This window comes from Candidatus Amarolinea aalborgensis (genome assembly GCF_900491745.1).
Classification (GTDB): domain Bacteria; phylum Chloroflexota; class Anaerolineae; order SSC4; family Amarolineaceae; genus Amarolinea; species Amarolinea aalborgensis.
Window position 1 is genome coordinate 1 of sequence record NZ_UETR01000049.1, and the last position, 21635, is coordinate 21635.

Here is a 21635-nt window from a genome sequence, read left to right on the forward strand (position 1 = left end):
CTGTGGCGCGGCAACCACGTCGCGATCAAACAACTGGTCGAGGATTTTGCCAGCTATCTCTATTTGCCGCGCTTGCAGTCGCCGGCAGTCCTGGCCGAGGCGATTCGGAGCGGCCTGGGGCTGCTGCTGTGGCATTACGAGTCCTTCGCCTATGCCGAGAGCTACGATGAGGCGGCAGGGCGCTACCGCGGCCTGCGCTGCGGACAGCCTGTCATAGTAGCGGCTGAAAATCCGGTAGGACTCCTCGTGCGGTCGGAAGTCGCCCGGCGCCAGCAGGAGGCCGATACGGCGCTGATACCCCCAATCATCGGCCCGGGGCCAACGCCGCCGGGACCAGAGCCAACGCCACCGGGGCCGACGCCGCCAGGGCCGACGCCACCCATACCTCCACCCAAGCCCAAGCGCTTCCATGGTACCGTTGTACTCGATGCTGCACGCGTGGGCCGCGACGCCGGCCGTATTGGCGACGAGGTGATCGCCCATCTGGTGGGCCTGGTGGGCGCCAACGTCAAGGTGACGATCGAGATCGAGGCCGAAGTCCCTGGCGGTTTCCCCGACCACGTAGTGCGGAACGTCACCGAGAACAGTCGTACGCTCAAGTTCAGCGATCAGGGCTTCGAGACGGAGTAGCGTTTGTCCCTGTGACGCGGAGGCCTGGACAGGATTATTGCCCTGCCGTGCGCAACCCAATCGGCGCAGAGAGCCAGCTATCCTGTCAATCCTGTGAATCCTGTCAATAAAAAACCCGACCTCTCGGAGAAGTCGGGTTTTTTGGTGCGTTGTCCTGCCCGCGACTACATATGAATCGCGGCGCCGAAGACGCCGTGCGCGGCTTCCATCAGCACTTCGGAGAGCGTCGGATGTGCGTGCACGCTGCGCGCGATCTCGTCCGGGGTCAGTTCCCAGGTCTTGGCCAGCACCAGCTCCGGCAGCAGTTCGGTGACTTCAGGCCCCACCAGGTGCGCGCCCAGGATTTCACCGTACTTGGCGTCCGCAATGATCTTGATGAAGCCCTCACGCTCGCCCAGGCCCAGCGCCTTACCATTGGCGATGAAGGGGAACTTGCCGACCTTGATCTCCAGGCCTTTGGCGCGCGCCTGCTTCTCGGTCAGGCCCAGGCTGGCTACCTGCGGATTGCAGTAGGTGCAGCGCGGCATGTCAATGTACTTTTCGTCGGTCAGCGGCATGGTCTCATGCCCGGCGATGTGCTCGGCCGCCACAATGCCCTGCGCCGAACCGACGTGCGCGAGGGCCAGTTTGCCGGTCAGGTCGCCGATGGCATAGATGCCTGGCACATTGGTGCGCAGATACTCATCCACCTCGACGAAACCGCCGCGGTTGGTCTTGACCCCCACCGTTTCCAGGCCGATCCCTTCGCTGTTCGGGCGCACACCGGTCGCCACCAGCACCAGGTCAGCATCGAGGCTCGATTCCGCGCCGCTGTCTACATGCTTGACCTTCACTTGCACGCCGTCAGCCGTGCGCGCCGCGCCCTCGGTGCGCGTGGAGGTCAGGACGTTGACGCCCATCTTCTTGAACGCCTTCGCCACTTCGGCGCTGACCTCGTCATCTTCCAGCGGCAGGACCTGCGGCAGCATCTCGATCACCGTCACCTCCGCGCCGTAGGAGCGCCAGACATAGGCGAATTCCATGCCAATGGGGCCAGCGCCGACAATCAGGGCCTTCTTGGGCGCCTGCTGCTGCACGATGGCCTGGCGGTAGCCCATGATGCGCTCGCCGTCCAGCTCCAGGCCTGGCAGGCCGCGCGCACGCGCGCCAGTCGCCAGGATGATGTGCGCGGCCTTGACAATCTGGCTGCCGCCCTTGTTCAGGGTGACGTCAATTTCGCCCACCGAGCGCAGCACGCCGCGGCCTTCGAAGACATCAATTTTGTTCTTACGCATCAGGCTGCCAATGCCCTTGACCAGGCGATCGGACACCTGGCGGCTGCGCTGATAGGCCACGGTGAAATCGAGGGTCAGGTTCTCGAAGGCAAAGCCAAATTCCTTGCCGCGCTGCAGCGTGTTGACCACTTCCGCGTTCTTCAACAAGGCTTTGGACGGAATGCACCCCCAATTCAGACAGACGCCGCCCAGGGCCTCGGCCTCCACCAGGGCCGTTTTCTGCCCCAACTGCGCGGCCCGAATCGCCGCCACATACCCGCCCGGCCCGCCGCCGAGCACCACGACATCATACGTAATATCAGACATGACTCACTCCGTGTAATAATTCTGAATGTGGAATTATGAATGCTGAATGCTGAATCGTCAGCCCAGGGCTATTCCTCGTTCAGCGTTCCTCGTTCAGCGCTCCTCGTTCAGCATTCCTTGTTCAGCTTTCCTCATTCAGCGTTTCATTCTCGCCGCCACGTCTCCAGGTGTTTGACGACCGCGGCGGCAAAGTGATCGGCCAGGGCGCCATCCAGGGCGCGGTGGTCGAAAGTGAACGAAAGATAGCACATGGGCCGGATGGCGATGGCATCGCCGACGACCACCACCCGCCTCTGAATCGCGCCCACGCCCAGGATGCCCACGTTGGGCTGGTTGATGATGGGCGTCGCGAACAGGCTGCCAGAAACGCCGTGATTCGTAATCGTGAAGGTGCTGCCGGTCAGCTCGTCAGGCGTCAGCTTGCGCGTGCGCGCCCGCTCCGCCAGATCAGCGATCGTGCGCGCGAGGCCCTTGAGGGTCAAATCGTCCGCGTCCTTGACCACCGGCACCAGCAGCCCATCGCCAATATCTACCGCCACCCCGATATGCACGCGCTTCTTCAAGATCAACGCGTCGTCGCTGAAAGAGGCGTTGACCTGTGGATGCGCCTTGAGCGCCGCGACCACGGCCTGCACGAAGTACGGCGTGAAGGTCAGCTTGACGCCCAGCCGCTCATACTCCGCCTTGGCCGCGTCCCGGTGCGCAACGATCTGGCTAAGATCGGCCTCGAACACGGTGGTGACGTGCGGCGCCGTGAACTTGCTGGCGACCATGTGTTTGGCAATGCTGCGCCGCATCGCACTCAGCGGCATGATCTCTTCATCGGCCGCGCCCGCTCCGGCCGCTGCCGTAGGCGCACGCGTGACAACAGGCGCGGCCGCGCTGGGCGGCCTGGGCGCCGGCGGTTCGCTGGCAGCCGTGCTGGCGGCGGGTGCGGACCAGGGCTCGGCCGGCTTGAACAGATCGCCGCTGCCGGGCGTTTCCCAGGGCATGAGCATGGGCGGGGCAGGCGCCGGCTCGGCCATCTCACGCTGCTCAAGATAGGCCAGCACATCCTTCTTCGTCACGCGGCCGCCCAATCCGGTGCCAGGAACCTGCGCCATGTCAATGCCATGCTCGGCGGCCATCTTGGCGACGACCGGCGACAGGCGGCGCGATTCGTCGGCCGCCGCTGGAGGCGCGGCCGCGGCGGCTTGCGCTGGCGGTTGACGAGTAGGCGCGCCTGGCGCGGCGATATCCTCGCCGGGCGCGCCAATGAGAGCAATCAGCGCACCGGCCTTGACGGTCTCGCCGTTGGCCGCGACGATGCTCAGCACCGTGCCGGCCACGGGCGAGGGAATCTCGGTGTCAACCTTGTCGGTCGAGACTTCCAGCAGCACATCGTACTGTTTGACCGTGTCGCCCACCTGCACGCGCCAGCGGCTGACGGTGCCTTCCACGACGCTCTCACCCAACTGCGGCATTAGTATTTTAGTTGCCATCTTTGTTTCTCCCTGCCCCGCTCAGTAGGCTGCCAACTGGCGAATGGCCGCGGCAATTTTGTCCGCATTGGGCATAAAGAAGTCCTGCATCGGATGGCTGAACGGCACGCCGGGCACATCCGGCGCGCACACGCGCGCGATCGGGCCATCCAGGTAGTCGAAGGCTTCTTCGGCGATGATGGCGGCAATCTCGCCGGCCAGGCCGCCGGTTTTGTTGTCCTCGTGCACAATCATCACCTTGCTCGTTTTCTTCACCGAGGCGAGAATCGTCTCTTTGTCGAGTGGGGCGAGGGTGCGCAGGTCAACGACCTCGACATCAATGCCTTCGGGCGCGACCATGTCGGCGGCGCGCAGCGCCTCGTGCAGCATCAGCCCATAGCCGATCACGGTCAAGTCGCGGCCGGGGCGCTTGACATCTGCTTTGCCAATCGGCACCACGTAATCGCTCTCCGGCACCTCGCCTTTGATCAGGCGATAGGCCTTCTTGTGTTCCAGAAAGAGCACCGGGTCGGGCGCGCGCAGGGCCGCGCGCAGCAGGCCCTTCATGTCATAGGGTGTGCTTGGCGCGACGACGTAGAGACCGGGCACGTGGCAGAAAAAAGCCTCGATGGACTGCGAATGATAAAGCCCGCCGCTGATGCCGCCGCCATACGGCGCGCGTATCAACATCGGCACGGCAAATTGACCATTGGAGCGATAACGGAAGCGCGCAGCCTCGCTCACAATCTGATTGAAAGCCGGAAAAATGAAATCGGCAAATTGAATTTCGCAGATAGGCCGCAAGCCATTCAGCGCCATGCCAATACCGACCGCAATGATGGACAGCTCGGAGAGCGGGCTGTCTATCACCCGATCAGGGCCGAACTCATCGAACAGGCCCTGGGTGGCGCGAAAAACGCCGCCGCGTGGGCCAACGTCTTCGCCGGTGATGATGATAGTTGGGTCACGACGCATCTCTTCCGCCATGGTATCGCGGAGGGCTTCAATGTTGGTTTTAATTGCCATGGGTCACCTCACATTTTGCCAAAGACGGGAAAGAGCGCATCTTCTGGTTTGGGGTAGGCCGCGGCCATGGCGTATTCGGTGGCCGCATCTACCTGGGCGCCTACACGCGCGGCGATCTCATCACGCATGGCGGTGGTCAGCACGCCGCGGGCCAGCAAGATCTTTTCAAAGCGCTGGATGGGGTCCTTGTGCTTCCACTCCTCCACCTCTTCACGGCTGCGATAACTGCGGTCGTCATCGTCCGACGAATGGGGCACGGGGCGGTAGGTCTTGGCTTCGAGCAGACTTGGCCCATCGCCGCGGCGCGCACGGGCCACGGCTTCGGCCGAGACATTGTACGCCTCCAACACGTCATTGCCATCGTAAATCACGCCGGGCATACCGTAGGCAGCGCCGCGGTCGGCCACATTCTCCACCGCCATCTGCTTTGACATCGGCACCGAAATAGCGTATTGATTGTTCTGGCACAAGAAAATTACGGCCAGCTTGTGGATGCCGGCCCAATTCAGACCCTCGTGGAAATCACCCTGGCTGGTGCTGCCTTCGCCAAAGGTCGTCACCACCACTTCGTCGAGCTGGCGCAATTTTGCCGCCAGCGCAATGCCCGCGGCTTGGGGAACTTGCGTGGTCACGGGGCTGGAGCCGCTGACGATGCGCAGCTTGCTGTTGCCGAAGTGCGCCGGCATTTGACGACCGCCGCTGCTGGGGTCTTCGGCTTTGCCAAAGAGCGGCAGCATGAGGTCGGTGGGAGTGGCGCCCAACGCCAGATTGAACGCGATGTCCCGATAGTAGGGATGCAGCCAATCATAACCTGGACGCATGGCGAAGGCCATGCCGACCTGGCACGCTTCATGCCCCATGGCGGAGATGTGAAAAGGGACTTTGCCCTGGCGATTCAACACCCACATGCGCTCATCGAGTTTGCGTGAGAGCATCATGTTCTCCAGCATCGCGAGCAGTTGGTCGTTGCTCAAATCACCAGCATAGTCGTGGGTGACAAACTGGTTTGGCCGTAACGCCGACATTGCGGTACCTCCCTCCCTCGTTCGGTGAAAATCGTCGTTGATGCTGCCGCAGCCCTGGGCAGCGTGCACGTCTCCGGTGACGCGCCGGTTGAATTTCCTCACGGCGCCTGTGCATCCCAGCGCAGCCAGCCAGAGAGTATACCACACATCACCGTTTGCGATTGTAATCCCCATTGCCCCTTGCGCAAACCACCATGAGAAACACCAGCCAACGCCAATAGTTTTGCCGCGTCTGCGGCGAAAGACTTCCGAAGTCTCCCAGACTTCGGAAGTCTTTGCGCGCCTCTTGTCCAACGTTTCCCGGCGTGCTATAATGCCGTGTGTGACCACGAATTCGTCTCCTGCGCCGGACCTGTCTCCTGGCGCCGCGCGTATTTTGATGCGCTGCCTGGGCTATCTTCGGCCTTATGCGAAACTAACGGGCGCGGCCTACCTGGTCTTGCTTGTCACCACGGCGCTGACGCTGGCGACGCCTCAGATCATCCGTGTTGCGATTGACCGCGGGGTGCGCGGCGCTGAGCTCGATCTCCTACGCTCCGCTGTCTTTGCCATCCTGGGCCTGACGGTGATCAAGAGTATCCTCGCCTTTCTGACCGGCCGCTGGACCGAGATCGCCTCGCAGGGTGTGGCCTACGATCTGCGCAACGCGCTTTATCAGAAGCTGACGGCTCTTTCTTTCTCCTATCACGACCGCGCCCGGGTAGGGCAGCTCCTCTCGCGCGCCATTCAGGATGTGGATCGTATTCGCTTCGTGACCGGGCGCGCGTTCCTGCGGCTGGCCGAAGGGCTGATCTTGCTGCTCGGCGCGCTCGTTTTCCAGGCCCTGATGAACCCCTACCTCACGTTCCTGGCCCTGTGGACGATGCCGCTCCTCGCCTACTGGGCCATGCGCTTTGGCCGCACCTTTCGACCTGTTTCCCTGGCCGTTCAGCAGCAGTTGGCTGTGCTGACGACCTACCTGGAACAGAACCTGCGCGGCGCGCGTGTGGTGAAAGCCTTCGCGCAGGAGCCGGCCGAAATGGCCCGTTTCGACGTCGAAAACGACCGTTGGTTTGACCTCTCGGCCCAGGCTGCTCGTATGCAGGCGCTGAACATGCCCTTTCTCGATCTGGTCGCCAACCTGGGCACCGTGTTCATCATCTGGTACGGCGGATCACTGGTCATTGGTGGGCGACTGACGCTTGGGGAACTGGTGGCTTTTTCCACCTACATGGGTCTGTTGATCCAGCCGGTGCGCCGCCTTGGCATGATCTTGCCGGCTCTGGTGACCGCGGCCGCCGGCGGTGAACGCATCTTCGAGATTCTTGACGTCCGCTCAGAGGTGACCGACGCGCCGGGCGCGGCGGTTCTCCCGCCTATCCGTGGTCATGTGCGCTTCGAGAACGTCTCCTTCAGCTACTTCGGGCGCCACCAGGTGCTTAACGATGTCTCATTCGAGGCGCGGCCCGGACAAGTCGTTGCTCTGCTTGGCCCCACCGGCTCGGGCAAATCGTCCATCATCAACCTGATCCCCCGTTTCTACGACCCCACGCGCGGACGCATCACCGTGGACGGCCACGACATCCGCGCCGTGCAGCTCAATTCCTTGCGCGATCAGATCGGCATCGTGCTGCAGGAGACGACCCTCTTTGCCGCCACGATGCGAGCGAACATCGCCTTTGGCCGGCCAGACGCCAGTGAGCAGGAGATCATCGCCGCCGCCCGGGCCGCCCAGGCCCATGACTTCATCATGGAAATGCCGCAGGGCTACGATACCATCGTCGGCGAGCGCGGCGCCACCCTATCCGGCGGCCAGAAGCAGCGCGTTGCCATTGCCCGCGCGCTGCTCAAAGACCCGCACATCCTCATCTTCGATGACGCCACGGCCAGTGTGGACTCGGACACCGAACGGCTGATCCAGGTTGCGTTGGCGCGCCTTATGACCGGTCGCACCTCGTTTGTCATTGCCCAGCGCCTGAGCACCATTCGCATGGCAGATCAAATCCTGGTGCTGGACGGCGGACGCATCACGGCGCGCGGCACACATGACGAGCTGCTGCGCACGTCCGAGCTGTATGTGGCGATTTACCAACGCCAGTTCAGACCACAGGAAAGGGCGACCGGTCTTGAAACCGGGGCGGCGGTGATTCCATGAGCTTTTCCATTGGCGCGCCTGGCCCGCGGATGGGGCCTGGCATGGCGCTCGAACGCTTCGGCGAGCGCGCGGAAGGACGCGCCTTCGACCGCCGCGTGGCCCGGCGGCTGCTCGCCTTTTTGCGCCCATTTTGGGCGCAGATGGCGGCCGCGCTGCTGTTGATGCTGGCATCTTCCCTCTTGAGCCTGGCCGCACCCTACCTGGTCAAGACAGCGATTGATGTGAACATGGCCCAGGGCGATCGGGCCGGCCTGGGGCGCACCGCGCTTCTGATCGCGGGGACGTTTGTCGGAGCCTATCTGGCGTCAGCCGGGCAGCGGTGGTTGCTTTCCTGGGCAGGCTTGCGCGTTCTCACCAACCTGCGCCGCGCGCTGTTTAGCCATTTGCAGGCCCTGCCGCTCGGTTATCATGATACGCACATTGTGGGCGTCACTATTTCACGCGTCATGAATGACGTGGGCGTCATCAACGATCTGCTCTCGCAGGGTCTGGTGACTCTCTTAGGCGACAGCGTCCTCCTAGTCGGCATCGTGGCCATCATGGTGTCGCTTAGCCCCCGCCTGGCCCTGTTGGCCTTCAGCGTGCTGCCCATCATGCTGCTCGCAACGCTGCTCTTCACCCGGCGCGCCCAGGTTGCCTTTCGCCAGACGCGCAGCGGCATTGCGGCCGTGGTCGGCGACCTGGCCGAGAATCTGTCTGGCATGCGGGTGATCCAGGCGTTCGCGCAGGAAGGCGCGACCCAGGAACAGTTTGACCAGGTCAACCGCGTCAACCGGGATGCGCACGTGGCGGCTATGTCGCTTTCATTTGTCTTCTTGCCGACTGTGGAGCTGTTGGGCATGCTGGCGACGTGTGTTGTGCTGTTTTTCGGCGGCGCTTTCGTTATCAGCGGCAGCCTGACCCTCGGCGTGGTCGTGGCCTTTCTGGCCTACGTGACCCGTTTCTTTGAGCCGATCCAGGAGTTGAGCCAGCTTTACACCACGATGCAGGCTGCCATGGCGGGCGGCGAACGTGTGCTGGAGATTCTGGACACCGCCCCGCAGGTGGCCGATCGGCCAGACGCCCTGGAGATGCCTGCCATCCGCGGCTTTGTGGAATTCGACCACGTTCACTTTGCCTATCGTGAGGATGTTGAGGTGCTGCACGATATCAGTCTGCGCATCGAAGCGGGGCAGACGGTGGCGTTCGTCGGGCCGACCGGGGCTGGCAAGTCCTCGATTACTAATCTGGTGGCCCGCTTTTACGACGTGACCGCTGGCGCCGTGCGGATTGATGGCCTGAATGTGCGCGACGTGCGTCAGCGTTCCCTGCGCAGCCAGATGGGCCTGGTGCCGCAGGATCCGTTCCTGTTTCCCGGCACGCTGGCCGAAAACATTGCCTTTGGCCGACCTGAGGCGCCGTTGGAAGCGATTCAGGCTGCGGCGGGCCTGGCGCGGATTCATGATTTCATCATGAGCCTGCCGGATGGTTATCAAACCAAGGTTTCCGAGGGGAGCTCCAACCTGTCGCTGGGCCAACGCCAGCTGATTTGCATCGCGCGTGCAGCCCTGGCCGATCCACGCATTCTAATCCTGGACGAAGCCACGGCCAGTGTGGACACGGTGACAGAGGCCTTCATCCAAGACGCGATTGATCGGCTGCTGGCGGGCCGCACTGCCCTGGTGATTGCCCATCGCCTGAGCACGATCCAGCAAGCCGATCTCATCTGCGTGGTGCACGAAGGCCGCATCGTCGAACAAGGGCAGCACGCGGCGCTGCTGGCGCAGGGCGGGTTGTACCGGGAGATGATCGCCCAACAGTTTGTGGCGTAGCGCGCCGGCGTGACCCCGACCCCGCAACACCGGCAGACGCGTCAAACCGGGGGCCAGGGAATGTTGCGGTAGGAAGGGTGTTGTGAGGGAAAGACGGGGTTGGCGAGGAGAGCCTCGGTGCGGCGGCGCAGGGCATTCAGCTCACCGGGACTCATCAACTTGCCCAACTCTGCACTGAGAGGCTCGCCCTTCCGCAATTGGCTCAGCAAATGGCCGCAGTCTGACACGATGGCGGCCGGCAAGGGCTGACCGGCAAAATCCCAAATCACGGTGCGCAGTTTATACTCCGTGTGAAACGTCAGGCCATGGTCAATGGCCCATAGGCGATTGGTGCCCCGGTCGCGCAGCACGTGACCGCCCTTGCGGTCGGCGTTGTTGGTCAAGACATCGAAGGCGGCAATACGCATCAACTGGTCGCCAAACTGGTCATCGCGCAGGTCGAAGTAGGATTCGTTGGGGTCGGCGTCCACGTAGAGCTGCGCCATACCGAGGCCAAAGGGCCCATCACGCAGCACCGTGGGCGGCACTAACCACCAGTCAAGCGCGGCGCTGAGCAGGTACGCCACGTATTCGCGGTAGCACAGGGTGCCGGCGCGGAAATCCCACAGTGGAGCCTCGCCGCGCTGCGGTTTGTAGATCGCCAGGGTGCGGAAGGGCGCCTTTTCAATTTGCACCAAGAAGGTGTAGTTGGATCCCCAGGGAATATCCTGACGCGCGCTGATCGCGCCGTACGCCAGCAGATCCAGCATACCTGGTAAGTCCATGCCCTGGCGCGCGGCGCTGCCTGGCGCGGATGATGTGAATGAATTGTTGTTCGCTGGAAGCGAGATGGCGGCCATTTTCTACCTCAACACCTGCCCGCCGCGGACGCACGTGCGGAGCAGCGTGTAGGCTGAATATTGCTTGTCTATAGCACGTCAGGCCCACGCGACTAAGTGAGCCAACTTCCAGTCATACCACTGATCTTCGGTTGCGTCCACTGGGCATGGATAACCGACTTGAAAATAGGCCGCGGATAAACACGGATCGCACGAATTGCCTGTCTTCATCCACGGTTGTGGGGCGAGCGCATGGACAACCGATTTGACAAAACAACCACGATTGTCTAGACTTTAGCTGCGTCTAAACCTAAAGGGGGGAGCATGCGCAGCGAAACGGTGGGCAGCCACGCGATCGAGGATTATCTAAAGACGATCTACCTGGTGCAGCAGGATGAAGGCCGCGTCACCACCTCGGCGCTGGCGCGGCGGCTGGGTGTGGCCGCTGCCTCCGTCACCAACATGGTCAAGCGCCTGGCGGAAATGAACCTGGTGCGCCATGCGCCTTATCACGGCGTGAAGCTGCTGCCGGCCGGCGAAAAGATCGCCCTGGAGGTCGTGCGCCATCATCGCCTGCTGGAGCTTTATCTGGCTGAGGCGCTTGGCATGCCCTGGGACCAGGTGCATGCCGAAGCCGACCGCCTGGAGCATGTGATTTCCGAAGACCTGGAAGAACGCATGGCGGCGGCGCTCGGGCAGCCAACGATGGATCCGCACGGGCACCCCATCCCCAGCCGCGATCTGACCGTGTTGGAGCGTTCGCAGGCCGCCTTGGCCGCGGCCCAGCCGGGAGACGTAGCCAAGATCGAATGGGTGAGCGACCTCGATCCCGCCCACCTTCGCTACCTGGCTGCGGTCGGCCTGGTTCCCCATGCCACCGTGCACGTGATTGACGTGGCGCCGTTCAACGGCCCGCTGCAGCTCCGCATTGGCAGCAGCGAGGTCAGCTTGGGCCGCGAACTGGCGGCCGAAGTCTTTGTCAGCCGTTCAGCCTGACCAACGACGGCGGCTTAGGCAGGCTCGAGCAGCAAGCTGCGATCATCAAGCGTTTTGGTTGAGCTTGTGTCCTGCTTCATGACGTTGCCCTACGATACGGCTTGTTAGAGCTTGGACGACCTCAGGCGTTAGGCCATCTTCCGGTTCAGCCTCCTCACGCGCGGCCATCACCTGCTCGATCTCATCAAACGATGCCTGTCCTAAGTCCTGCAGCAAAGCGGTGAAGCTCGCCTTTTGTTCAGCTACCGCCCTATCCGATAATGGTTGTATGGTATAGGCCAACGTCACCTGACGCGTGAGGGCGTAGACAATGTACTGATTCAGCGACGTTTCTTCAGTTTGCGCCAACGTTTCTAGCTGCCGATGTAATGTTTCAGGTAAACGCAATGTCAAACGACTCATAGCCCCACTCCTTTTGCCAACCAATGCCTATTTTGCCACCATGCGCAGCAATTGCACGGGGGTTATCACCTGTAAACCTAACGCGTCGCTGGCGGTTCTAAAATCCTTGGTATTCTCTGTAATGACGATGGCGCCAGCATTCATGGCGCAGTCAATGACATGTTGGTCGCCCGGGTCCGGTGACATCGGTCGCCAGGTGTAGTAGACGACCACAAATTCTGCTTGCGCCAGCAAGGTTCCCAGAATCGGTTTGACAAGCCGCCAACGCGTGGGAGAAAGCTTGCGAGACAAAACGTCGGTGTATTCATAAGCCAATGCGTTAGCAACAAATACTCGGAATAGGCCAGCCCGCCAACAGTCAATGACGAACCCGGCCGCGCCGCCTGATTTTGTAAGGCCTTCGAACACCACGTTTGTATCAATGACGACACGGAGAGAAGTTTGAGCTGGCATGACACTATTATAGCACCGTATACGGTGTCATTCAAAACCACGCGGGTGCTGTAGAAGAAACTCAAGTTGCTTTGTATTTGATGATAATCGTTGACGCGCGCGGCCCTTTTTCCGTCTAACCAGAGTCAAAAGCCCTTTGACGAACCTTAGCCTGTGCAGTACAATTACTGGCTGAGACGATGAGTGGGTGTAGAAGGAAAATTGGGGAACCGATGGCATTTAGAGATTTACGCGAGTTCATAGCCAAACTGGAAGAGATAGGCGAATTGCAGCGCATCCAGACGCCGGTCAGCGCGGAGCTGGAGATTTCGGAGATTACCGATCGGGTGTGCAAAGGGCCGGCCGCGCACAACAGAGCGCTGCTGTTTGAGCATGTGAAGGGATCAAATATCCCGGTGCTGACCAACGCGCTGGGGTCGGCGCGGCGCATGGCGCTGGCGCTCGGCGTGGAGGACCTCGATCAGTTGACCGCCAACCTGGGCGTGCTGATCAAGCCGGAGCTGCCCAAAGGTCTGGGCCAGATGATGAATCGCGCGGGCGATTACTGGGATGCGCTGAAAAGCATTGGCCTGGGGCCGGCCATCGTCAAGAAGGCGCCGGTGCAGGAAGTGGTGCTGTTGGGCAGCGACGCCGACCTCAACCGGCTGCCCATCATGCAGTGCTGGCCGCAGGATGGCGGGCGCTTCATCACTATGACCACCGTCATCAGCCGCGATCCGGTCAAGGGCATTCGCAACGTGGGCATGTACCGCTGCCAGGTGCACGACAGCCACACGCTGGGCATGCACTGGCAGTTGCACAAGGGCGGCGCCGAGCACGAGCGCAAGGCGCAGCAGGCCGGCATTGATCGCATTCCGGTCGCGATCAGCCTGGGCGGCGATCCTGCGGTGATGTGGAGCGGCTCCGCGCCGCTGCCCCCCGATATTGATGAGTTTCTGCTCGCCGGCTGGCTGCGCGGCAAGCCGGTGGAACTGGTGCGCTGTGTGACGCAGCCGCTGGAAGTGCCGGCCGAGGCCGAGATCGTCATCGAAGGCTACGTGGATCCGATGGAAAAGCGGCCGGAAGGGCCGTTTGGCGATCATACCGGCTACTACACGCCGGTGGACAACTACCCGGTGCTGCACGTCACCGCGATCACCATGCGCCGTGAGCCAATCTATCCCGCGACCCTGGTTGGCCTGCCGCCGATGGAAGATTATTGGATGGGCAAGGCCACCGAGCGCCTCTTCCTGCCGCTGATGCGCCTGTTCCTGAGCGAGATCGTGGATGTCAACATGCCGGCCGAAGGGGTGTTCCACAACCTGATCCTGGTCAGCATCAAGAAGCGCTTCCCCGGCCATGCGCGCAAGGTCATCAATGGGCTGTGGGGCCTGGGCCTGATGATGCTCACCAAGGCCATCGTGATCGTGGATGAGGACGTGGATGTGCAAAATGTCAGCGAGGCGATGTTCCACGCGCTGAACAATGTGGACTGGAGCCGCGACATCATCGTGCAGGATGGGCCGGTGGACGCGCTCGATCACGCCAGTTACCGCTTTGCGCTCGGCGGCAAGATTGGGATGGACGCCACGCGCAAATGGGCCAGCGAAGGGTACACGCGTGATTGGCCCGAGCTGATCACGATGAGCGAGGCGATCAAGCAGCAGGTGAGCGCGCGCTGGCGTGAGTATGGCTTTGCGGCTGAGCCAGGGACAGTGGATGCGCCTGAACCGAGCGGCCGCAGCCTGTTGAGCCGTTCCACGGCAGTCGTGCGGCGCTTTGGGCAACGCGGCAGGAATGAGAGCAAACGTAACTGATCAGGCGTCCGGCGCCGACAACAGCCGCCGAATGAATTCGGGCCGAAGGGGCGTTCCGCCGCAAGGTCGGCCTGCGCCGACCGAGATTGCGTCCACGAAGGTGGACGCCCGGCGGAACGCCCATCAGGCGCGATTTCAATCGCTCCACGGCAGTCGGGCGGCGCGGCAGGAATGAGAGCAAACGCCGTTGATCAGGCGTCGGGCCGCCGAATGAATTCGGGCCGCAGGGGCGTTCCGCCACAAGGCCGGCCTGCGCCGGCCGGGATTGCGTCCACGACGGTGGACGCCCGGCGGCACGCCCATCAGGCGCGATTTCAATCGCTCTGGGGCGGCGCGCCGCCCGAGCAGTTAGATCGAACAGCGAATGGATGACATGAACGCAAACGATATTTTAGCGAAAGCGGCGCAAGGCGAGCGCCTGACGCCAGACGAAGGGCTGATCCTGTACCGGGATGGCGACCCCGACGCGACGATGGCTGTGGCGCATCAACTGCGCCTGGCGCGCACTACGCCCGGTCAGGTGACGTACCTGGTGGATCGCAACATCAACTACACCAACGCGTGCACGACCGATTGCCAGTTCTGCTCCTTCTACCGCGTGCCGGGGCACCCCGAAGTCTACGTGCGCACCCAGGCGGAAATCGGAGAGAAGGTCGAAGAGCTGATCGCCTGGGGCGGCACCCGCATCCTCATGCAGGGCGGCCACAATCCCGACCTGCGCATCGAGTGGTACGAGGAGATGCTGCGCTGGTTGAAAACCACGTATCCCGAAATTGAGCTCGACTGCTTCAGCCCATCGGAGATCGAGGCGATTGCCAAGATCGAAGGGATGACAATGGCGCAGGTGCTGCGGCGGCTGCAGGCGGCCGGGCTGGACGGTCTGCCGGGCGGAGGCGGCGAGATTCTGGACGATGAAGTGCGCAAACGCATCACGCCCAAGAAGACCAAGACCGCGGAATGGCTGGAAGCGATGCGTATCGCACAGCGCCTGGGCATGACCACGTCAGCCACCATGGTGATCGGCTTCGGCGAGACGCTGCAGCATCGCATCAACTCGCTGACCAACCTGCGCAATCTGCAGGACGAGAGCCTGGCCAGCCACGGCAACGGTTTCACCGCGTTCATCATGTGGACGGCGCAGCTCAGCACGACCAACAGTCTGGGGCGCAGCCGTCACCGGGCCAAATACGGTGCGAACTATGACGAATATCTGCACACCAATGCCGTTGCGCGCATCTACCTGGACAATTTTCAGAACTTCCAGGCCAGTTGGCCGACGCAAGGGTTGGAGACGGCGCGGCGCGCGCTCTACGCCGGCGCCAATGACTTTGGCAGCACCATGCTGGAAGAAAACGTGGTCAGCGCGGCCAATGCCTACACCGAAGAAAACCCGCGTATGACCGTCTATGACCTGCATGCACAGATTCGCCAGGCCGGCTTCACCCCCGCGCAGCGCGACAGCCGCTATCGCCTGGTGCGCACGTTCGATCGGGTTTACAGCGAGGCTGAGCTGGCGCCCACGCCGATTCCCTCGCGGCTCGGCGCGCAGCCCCCACCGAATTTCGTTCCGCTGGCCGTATTGGCCTAGGAGCCTTGCGCCGTGAAGCGAATCAACAGGAGTGCTGCGCCGTGAAGCGAGTCAAAACGTTCCTCGAAATGATCAAATTCGAGCACACCATCTTCGCCTTGCCTTTCGCCTATTTGGGCATGGTGTTGGCGGCGCGCGGCTGGCCGACGTGGTGGCAGTTCATCTGGATCACGCTGGCCATGGCCGCGGCGCGCACGTTGGCCATGGCCGTCAACCGCGCCGTGGATGCGGCGCTCGACGGCCGCAACCCGCGCACGGCCAACCGCCCCATTCCACGCGGTGAGTTTTCGCTGCAGCAGACCTGGCTCTTTGCCGCGCTTTCGCTGGCCGTTTTGATCCTGGCCGCGTGGATGCTCAACACCTTCGTGGTGCGACTGCTGCCCTTGGCCGTGCTGGCGCTGATCGGCTACAGCTTCACCAAGCGCTTCACCTGGCTGAGCCATTTCATCCTGGGGCTGACCGACGGCGCCGCGGCGGCCGGCGCGTGGGCGGCCGTGGCCGGCAATTTGTCCGGCCCGCTGCCGTGGCTGCTCTGGTTTGCGGTGACGGTGTGGATCGGCGGCTTCGATCTGATCTATGCCTGCCAGGATGTGGAGTTTGACCGCCGCGAAGGGCTTTATTCCATCCCAGCGCGCTTCGGGGTGGCCGCGGCGCTGCGCCTGGCGCAGCTGTGTCACGTCTTCACCGTGCTGGCGCTGCTCGTCGTTGGCCTGCTGGCGCCGCTGGGCTGGCCCTACTGGATCAGCCTGGCGCTGGTGTGCGGACTGCTGGCCTACGAACACAGCTTGGTGAGCCCGGACGACTTGAGCAAGGTCAATCTGGCCTTTTTTACGGTCAACGGCTACATCAGCGTGATTGCCTTTGTGGGCACGCTGGCGGCGTTACTCGTGCGTTAGATCAAGCGTGGAGGGACACATGGCCGCGTTGACCCGCAACGAGTTCTACAAACTGAGCCAGGAGTGCCGGGACTACGCGCGGCGGCTGGCGCTGCATGATCAACAGGGCGTGGAGCGGCCGCTGTGCCTGGAGTGCAACCAGTTCCTGGCGCGTGTGCAGGCGTATGACCTGCTGCAGGGGCGGCTGAAGCAGGTGCGCCCGGCGCGGCCCATCACGCGCGGTCTGGTCATGACTGTCTTTTTGATCGCCAGCTTCCTGCTGGCTGTGTTGGTTCTGCCCGGCGTGAGTCGCGGGGTCATAACCGGGTATTCCGTGGCGTGGCCGCTGCTGGCGCTGGGGGTCTTCCTGGTGCCGCCGACTTTTTACGGCACCAGCGTTGAACAAATCGAAGGCAAGGTGCTGCGCGTGGTTGAGGCTCTGCAGGTGATCTTGGAGAAGAATGAGCTGGGCGTGACCGAGGCCGTCTTTTTTTCGATCAAAGAGATGCTCGATGAAGCCCATAACGAGCTGTACCAGCAGGTTTCCCTGGCGCACCCTGGACAAATGTAAACAAAAAGAATGAAATACAAACAAAATGGAGTCATGAGATGATCGTTGCTGAACGAACAACCGGGTTAGCCGATTTGGTCGCCAAAGTGGAAGCCGGCCAGCGCCTGAGCTTCGAGGATGGTGTGCGTCTGTTCAACTCGCACGACTTGCTGACCATCGGCCAGATGGCCGACCTGGTCAATACGCGCCTGAACGGCGGGCGCTACGTTTTTTTCAACCAGAACCGCCACATCAATCCGACCAATGTCTGCGCATTTCACTGCAATTTCTGCTCGTTTCGCCGTGATGAGGGCGAAGCGGGCGCTTACACCTGGCACGCGGATGAGATCGTGGAACATGTGCGCGCCGACGCCCTGCCCAACGTGAGCGAGTTCCATATCGTGGGTGGGCTGCACACCAGCGAGCCGTTCGAATACTACGAAGATTTCCTGGCCGCGCTCAAGCAGGCTTACCCCTGGATTCACCTCAAGGCCTTTACGGCGGTCGAGATTGATTTCTTTGCCCAAATGACCGGCATGAGCCATGAGCAAGTCTTGCGCCGCCTGATGGCCGCGGGACTGGACTCGATGCCGGGCGGGGGCGCGGAAATCTTCCATCCGGAGATTCGACGCAAGATTTGCCCAGAGAAGGCGGACGGCGACACCTGGCTGGCGATTCACCGCACCGCGCATCAGCTGGGCCTGCGCACCAACGCGACCATGCTTTACGGCCATATCGAAGGGCCGGAGCACCGCGTGGACCATCTCCTGCGCCTGCGCGAGCTGCAGGACGACACCGGCGGCTTCCAGACCTTCATCCCGCTGCGTTTCCATGCTGATAACAACGCGCTGGGCCAGCGCGCCAACTGGACGACCGCGCACGACACGTTGAAGACCCTAGCCGTCAGCCGCATTCTGCTCGACAATTTCCCGCACATCAAGGCCTATTGGATCATGCTGACGCCGCCGATTGCGCAGCTGGCGCTGCACTTTGGCGCGGATGACATTGACGGCACGGTGGTGGAGGAGAAGATTTACCACGAAGCCGGCGCCACGACCGAGGAGCAGTTGGACAAGCTGGAGTTGATGCGCCTGATCGTCGCTGCCGGCCGCGTCCCCGCGGAACGCGATACGCTGTACAATGTGGTGAAGGTCTACGATCAACCCATCGAGCAGCTCGAAGCCGAATTGGTTGCCCGACGCAAGCAGGCGCGCGTCGCGGCCAAACAGGCCAGGCGCACGAACGGCGCGCAGGCTCAGCGCATCCCCCTGGTTGATGAGGCCGCGCTTTGAAGATATTTTGAAGGGATTAGATGGACATAGCCTACTCGGTAGAAGGTGTTCCAATTCGTCTCACGACAGAGCGCTGGTTGCACATCGTGGTCAGAGCTATTCCTCTGCTCATTGATTTTCCAATGCATCGTTTCTCAGTAGATTATGACGAAGAAGCCGATGTGCTTTATATCAGCCTGCAACGACCCCAGAAGGCGACTAACACCGTCATGACCGATGATGGCATGCTTCTTCGTTATCGTGGACGACAGCTCGTTGGCATTACGATTCTCGACGCTTCGACGCGATCATCCGTGACATGATTGGCGATTCCGAAGGCGCTTGATCCTAAACAGCGACAAGTCTAACAAGAAAGTGAAGAAGTTACTCGCAGACGGAGGCAGTATGACGGTAACACGAGAATTGCTGAAAAACGAGATTGAGAAGGTTCGTGATGATTATCTGGACATGCTATACCAGATCATCAGGGTCTTCGAATCGCCGGTGAGCAAAACCACGCCGTCTACTGGGGTTAACATGCCGATTGTCATAAGACGCCCGTACGGACTGTGTGCTGGCGAGTTCACGGTTCCTGCAGACTTTAACGATCCACTGTCGGATGAGATTCTTGTGGAGTTCGAAAACGAATGAGACTCCTTTTGGATACGCACGTCTTTCTGTGGTTCATCAGCGCCGATGTGCGATTGGCCAACCCGGCAAGAGAGGCTATCGAGAACCCGGCAAACGAGGTTTTTTGAGCATCATCTCTTTGTGGGAAACCATCGTAAAGCATCAATTGGGTAAGCTTTGGTTACCTGAACCGCCAGAAGTTTACTTACCGCGTCAACGTGTGCGCCACCAGATCGAAAAGCTCGATTTGGATGAAACCAGTGTTGCGCAGCTTGCTCGATTACCGGCCCTCCATCGCGATCCATTCGATCGTATGTTGGTCTGTCAAGCCTTGCAGCATAGGCTGACCCTTGTAACAGGAGATGAAATCCTGCACTCGTACCCGGTTATCTGCTTGAAGGCCTAAGAGTGACCGTACAAAGAGGTGCGGAGAAGACAATATGACCTTAACCATTGGCGTCATTGACTATTTGAATGTGCAGCCGGTTTACTACCGTTTGCAGGAACGCCTGGCGGGACGCGATGTGCGCTTCGTCTACGGCGTGCCGACGGCGCTCAACCGGATGCTGATTGACGGCGAGATTGACCTCGCGCCCATCTCGGCCATCGAAACCGCGCGCCATGCCGACCGCTTGGCCGTTATCCCCGACCTGGGCATCGCCACGCTCGGCGCGGTCAAGACGGTGCTGCTCTTTAGCTGGATGCCCGACCCGGCCGAACTGGACGGCTGCACGGTGGCCTTGACCGATCATTCGGCCACGAGCGTGGAGCTGCTCAAAACCTTGTGCCGGGAACGCTATGGCATTGCCCCGCGCTGGCGGGTGACGCCGCAAAACCTGGAAGAGATGCTCACCCGTGCCTCCGGCGCGCTTCTCATTGGCGATGAGGCGTTGATCGAAGGCTCGCTGCATCGCGGCGTAGCGCGGCGCGGTGTGCCGCACGTCTTCGACCTGGGCGATGAGTGGCTGAAGTGGACGGGACTGCCGTTCGTTTTTGCCCTCTGGTCGGTGCGCCGTGATCGCCTGGCTGACCTAGCGGCCAGCGGCATCGTGCCTGCGCTGCACGCAGCCAAGGCGGACGGCTTGCAGCACCTGGAGGCCATCGCGCAAGGCTACGCGCCGCGGTTGAACCTGCCGCCCGGCCTGCTCACCAAGTACCTGCGCGATCTGCGTTACGATCTGACCGGCTGGGACCTGGCGGGCCTGGAGCGCTTCCTGCACCTGACCGTGCCTGAGATGGCGCCCGACGCGCTGCTGGCGTGGCAGGATGAACGTCAGACGCTGGAACCTCTCTTCGCCGCCGCGCTGGCGCCGGCCGGATAGTGTTGACGCAAGCGCCTATGAATACACAAGGAACGCTCGCCATTCCCCCGTGCCCGGCCCTGTTGGCCGACCGCTTCAACACCCTGCGTTTTGATCGCGAACAGCAGGCTGTGGTGTTGCTCGACCGCCGCGCCTATCCATTCCGCACGACGTATGTCGCCTGTCGCACGGTGGAAGAGACGGCGCAGGCCATCGAGCAGATGGTGGTGCAGGGCGGCCCACCGCTGGCCTACGCCGCGGGTCTCGGTCTGGCGGTGGCCGGGCCTGGCCTGGACGATTTGCGCCAGGCCAGCCAACGCCTGCTCGCGACGCGGCCGACGGCCGATGATCTGCACGCCATCGTGCCGCAGGCGCTGCAGCGCGCAGAGGCGGCGGTGGCCGCAGGCGAAAGCCCACAAGCCGCCATCCTGGATTATGTGAATAGCGAAATTGAACGCGGCAATCAGGTCAGCCAGGCTTGCGGCGCGCACGCGGCCACGCTCCTGCGCGACGGCGATCGCATCTTGACCCACTGCCTGGCCGGCGCCGCGCTGTGCTGGATGCTGTGGATTGCCAGGCAGCAGGGCAAGCAGGTGACGTTGATTCCGACCGAGACGCGGCCGTACCTGCAAGGCGCCCGCCTGACCGCCCAGTGCGCCGTAGAGATGGGCATCCCGGTCAAGCTGATCACCGACGGCATGCCGGCGCACCTGATGAGCCAGGGCTTGATTGACAAGTTCATCTGCGCGGCCGACCGTATCACCCTGGACGGGCACATTACCAACAAGGTTGGCACCCTGCACAACGCCATCGCCGCGTCCTATTACGGGATTCCGTTCTACGTCCTGGGTTACGACGGCCCTGACCTAAAGACGCCAACCGCGGACGCCATCGAAATCGAGCAGCGCAACCCGACTGAGGTTTTCTACGCGCGGGGACGTGAGGGAACGGTGCGCACCGCCGTGGAGGGCATTGACGGCGCTTATCCAGCGTTCGACATCACCCCGCCGCACCTGATTGCCGGCATCGTCACCGATCGCGGGATTTTTCCGCCGACATTGGTCGCGCGGTATTGGGAGGGGTGAGGGAGTGAAAAAAGGGCTTGATAGTTCTCTCGCCGTGGTGTAAAATCGTGCCAGGCGTGTTTACCGCTTCGTTGTGCGTACGGTAGGCGCGCGAGTCGGCTCTCAAATTCCATAGTGCACGTTTTCCGGACGGCTCAGTTCAAGTGGCGCCAGAAAAGCGCTGGCGCCGGGTTATGCGGCGGCTCGACCGTTACGGGAAATGCA

19 protein-coding genes and 2 pseudogenes are annotated in these 21635 nt (G+C 61.9%); 14 read left to right on the forward strand and 7 right to left on the reverse strand.

Annotation, left to right across the window (positions count from 1 at the left end; all coding sequences use genetic code 11):
• Positions 1 to 630 (forward strand): annotated as a pseudogene (locus ACPQ6D_RS22240) (AAA+ family ATPase); the annotation flags it as partial.
• Between the two features lie 164 nt (positions 631 to 794).
• On the opposite strand, the gene lpdA reads toward ACPQ6D_RS22240, so the two are convergent.
• The 4 genes from lpdA to ACPQ6D_RS22260 all read right to left on the reverse strand — a co-directional run bounded on the left by lpdA (position 795) and on the right by ACPQ6D_RS22260 (position 5721).
• Positions 795 to 2210, reverse strand: coding sequence for a dihydrolipoyl dehydrogenase (gene lpdA / locus ACPQ6D_RS22245; protein ID WP_423226549.1), 1416 nt, complete (start codon positions 2208 to 2210; stop codon positions 795 to 797).
• A 143-nt stretch (positions 2211 to 2353) separates the two neighbouring features.
• A complete protein-coding gene (locus ACPQ6D_RS22250) occupies positions 2354 to 3691 on the reverse strand; it encodes a dihydrolipoamide acetyltransferase family protein (protein WP_423226550.1) in 1338 nt (445 codons plus the stop codon).
• Between the two features lie 21 nt (positions 3692 to 3712).
• The gene (locus ACPQ6D_RS22255; RefSeq protein ID WP_423226551.1) at positions 3713 to 4696 is read right to left on the reverse strand and encodes an alpha-ketoacid dehydrogenase subunit beta; all 984 of its coding nucleotides are present in this window, start codon (positions 4694 to 4696) and stop codon (positions 3713 to 3715) included.
• Between the two features lie 8 nt (positions 4697 to 4704).
• Positions 4705 to 5721, reverse strand: coding sequence for a thiamine pyrophosphate-dependent dehydrogenase E1 component subunit alpha (locus ACPQ6D_RS22260; RefSeq protein WP_423226552.1), 1017 nt, complete (start codon positions 5719 to 5721; stop codon positions 4705 to 4707).
• Positions 5722 to 6043: 322 nt separating this feature from the next.
• On the opposite strand from ACPQ6D_RS22260, the gene ACPQ6D_RS22265 reads away from it, so the two are divergent.
• On the forward strand, positions 6044 to 7855 hold the full coding sequence (locus tag ACPQ6D_RS22265; RefSeq protein WP_423226553.1) for an ABC transporter ATP-binding protein: 1812 nt from the start codon (positions 6044 to 6046) through the stop codon (positions 7853 to 7855).
• On the forward strand, positions 7852 to 9666 hold the full coding sequence (locus ACPQ6D_RS22270; RefSeq protein ID WP_423226554.1) for an ABC transporter ATP-binding protein: 1815 nt from the start codon (positions 7852 to 7854) through the stop codon (positions 9664 to 9666). Before ACPQ6D_RS22265 ends, ACPQ6D_RS22270 begins: the two co-directional genes overlap by 4 nt.
• A 41-nt stretch (positions 9667 to 9707) precedes the next feature.
• Here the strand turns inward: ACPQ6D_RS22270 and ACPQ6D_RS22275 are convergent, their stop codons facing one another.
• Positions 9708 to 10505 carry an SCO1664 family protein gene (locus tag ACPQ6D_RS22275; RefSeq protein WP_423226555.1) on the reverse strand — a complete coding sequence of 266 codons (798 nt, stop codon included), beginning with the start codon at positions 10503 to 10505 and terminating at the stop codon, positions 9708 to 9710.
• Between the two features lie 303 nt (positions 10506 to 10808).
• On the opposite strand from ACPQ6D_RS22275, the gene ACPQ6D_RS22280 reads away from it, so the two are divergent.
• Positions 10809 to 11480 carry a metal-dependent transcriptional regulator gene (locus ACPQ6D_RS22280; RefSeq protein WP_423226556.1) on the forward strand — a complete coding sequence of 224 codons (672 nt, stop codon included), beginning with the start codon at positions 10809 to 10811 and terminating at the stop codon, positions 11478 to 11480.
• 45 nt (positions 11481 to 11525) lie between these two features.
• Here the strand turns inward: ACPQ6D_RS22280 and ACPQ6D_RS22285 are convergent, their stop codons facing one another.
• Both ACPQ6D_RS22285 and ACPQ6D_RS22290 read right to left on the reverse strand, forming a co-directional pair.
• Positions 11526 to 11882 (reverse strand): toxin-antitoxin system HicB family antitoxin, encoded by a 357-nt coding sequence (locus tag ACPQ6D_RS22285; protein WP_423226557.1) that lies wholly within the window; start codon positions 11880 to 11882, stop codon positions 11526 to 11528.
• A 27-nt stretch (positions 11883 to 11909) separates the two neighbouring features.
• Complete coding sequence (locus ACPQ6D_RS22290; RefSeq protein ID WP_423226558.1) at positions 11910 to 12335, reverse strand: PIN domain-containing protein; 426 nt, start codon at positions 12333 to 12335, stop codon at positions 11910 to 11912.
• A gap of 212 nt (positions 12336 to 12547) precedes the next feature.
• On the opposite strand from ACPQ6D_RS22290, the gene ACPQ6D_RS22295 reads away from it, so the two are divergent.
• The 10 genes and pseudogenes from ACPQ6D_RS22295 (at position 12548) to ACPQ6D_RS22340 (ending at position 21431) form a co-directional block, all read left to right on the forward strand.
• On the forward strand, positions 12548 to 14131 hold the full coding sequence (locus tag ACPQ6D_RS22295; protein WP_423226559.1) for a menaquinone biosynthesis decarboxylase: 1584 nt from the start codon (positions 12548 to 12550) through the stop codon (positions 14129 to 14131).
• A 373-nt stretch (positions 14132 to 14504) separates the two neighbouring features.
• The gene (locus tag ACPQ6D_RS22300) at positions 14505 to 15719 is read left to right on the forward strand and encodes a CofH family radical SAM protein (protein WP_423226560.1); all 1215 of its coding nucleotides are present in this window, start codon (positions 14505 to 14507) and stop codon (positions 15717 to 15719) included.
• Between the two features lie 41 nt (positions 15720 to 15760).
• A complete protein-coding gene (locus tag ACPQ6D_RS22305) occupies positions 15761 to 16615 on the forward strand; it encodes a UbiA-like polyprenyltransferase (RefSeq protein WP_423226561.1) in 855 nt (284 codons plus the stop codon).
• A gap of 19 nt (positions 16616 to 16634) precedes the next feature.
• A complete protein-coding gene (locus ACPQ6D_RS22310; RefSeq protein ID WP_423226562.1) occupies positions 16635 to 17165 on the forward strand; it encodes a hypothetical protein in 531 nt (176 codons plus the stop codon).
• A 38-nt stretch (positions 17166 to 17203) separates the two neighbouring features.
• Positions 17204 to 18436, forward strand: a complete 1233-nt coding sequence (gene mqnE, locus ACPQ6D_RS22315; RefSeq protein ID WP_423226563.1) for an aminofutalosine synthase MqnE — start codon at positions 17204 to 17206, stop codon at positions 18434 to 18436.
• Between the two features lie 20 nt (positions 18437 to 18456).
• On the forward strand, positions 18457 to 18738 hold the full coding sequence (locus tag ACPQ6D_RS22320) for a DUF2283 domain-containing protein (RefSeq protein WP_423226564.1): 282 nt from the start codon (positions 18457 to 18459) through the stop codon (positions 18736 to 18738).
• 82 nt (positions 18739 to 18820) lie between these two features.
• Complete coding sequence (locus ACPQ6D_RS22325) at positions 18821 to 19066, forward strand: DUF2281 domain-containing protein (RefSeq protein WP_423226565.1); 246 nt, start codon at positions 18821 to 18823, stop codon at positions 19064 to 19066.
• Positions 19063 to 19451, forward strand: a pseudogene (locus tag ACPQ6D_RS22330) (type II toxin-antitoxin system VapC family toxin). Before ACPQ6D_RS22325 ends, ACPQ6D_RS22330 begins: the two are co-directional and overlap by 4 nt.
• A 34-nt stretch (positions 19452 to 19485) precedes the next feature.
• On the forward strand, positions 19486 to 20367 hold the full coding sequence (locus ACPQ6D_RS22335; RefSeq protein WP_423226566.1) for a menaquinone biosynthetic enzyme MqnA/MqnD family protein: 882 nt from the start codon (positions 19486 to 19488) through the stop codon (positions 20365 to 20367).
• A gap of 17 nt (positions 20368 to 20384) precedes the next feature.
• Complete coding sequence (locus tag ACPQ6D_RS22340) at positions 20385 to 21431, forward strand: s-methyl-5-thioribose-1-phosphate isomerase (protein ID WP_423226567.1); 1047 nt, start codon at positions 20385 to 20387, stop codon at positions 21429 to 21431.
• Positions 21432 to 21635 lie beyond the last annotated feature (204 nt).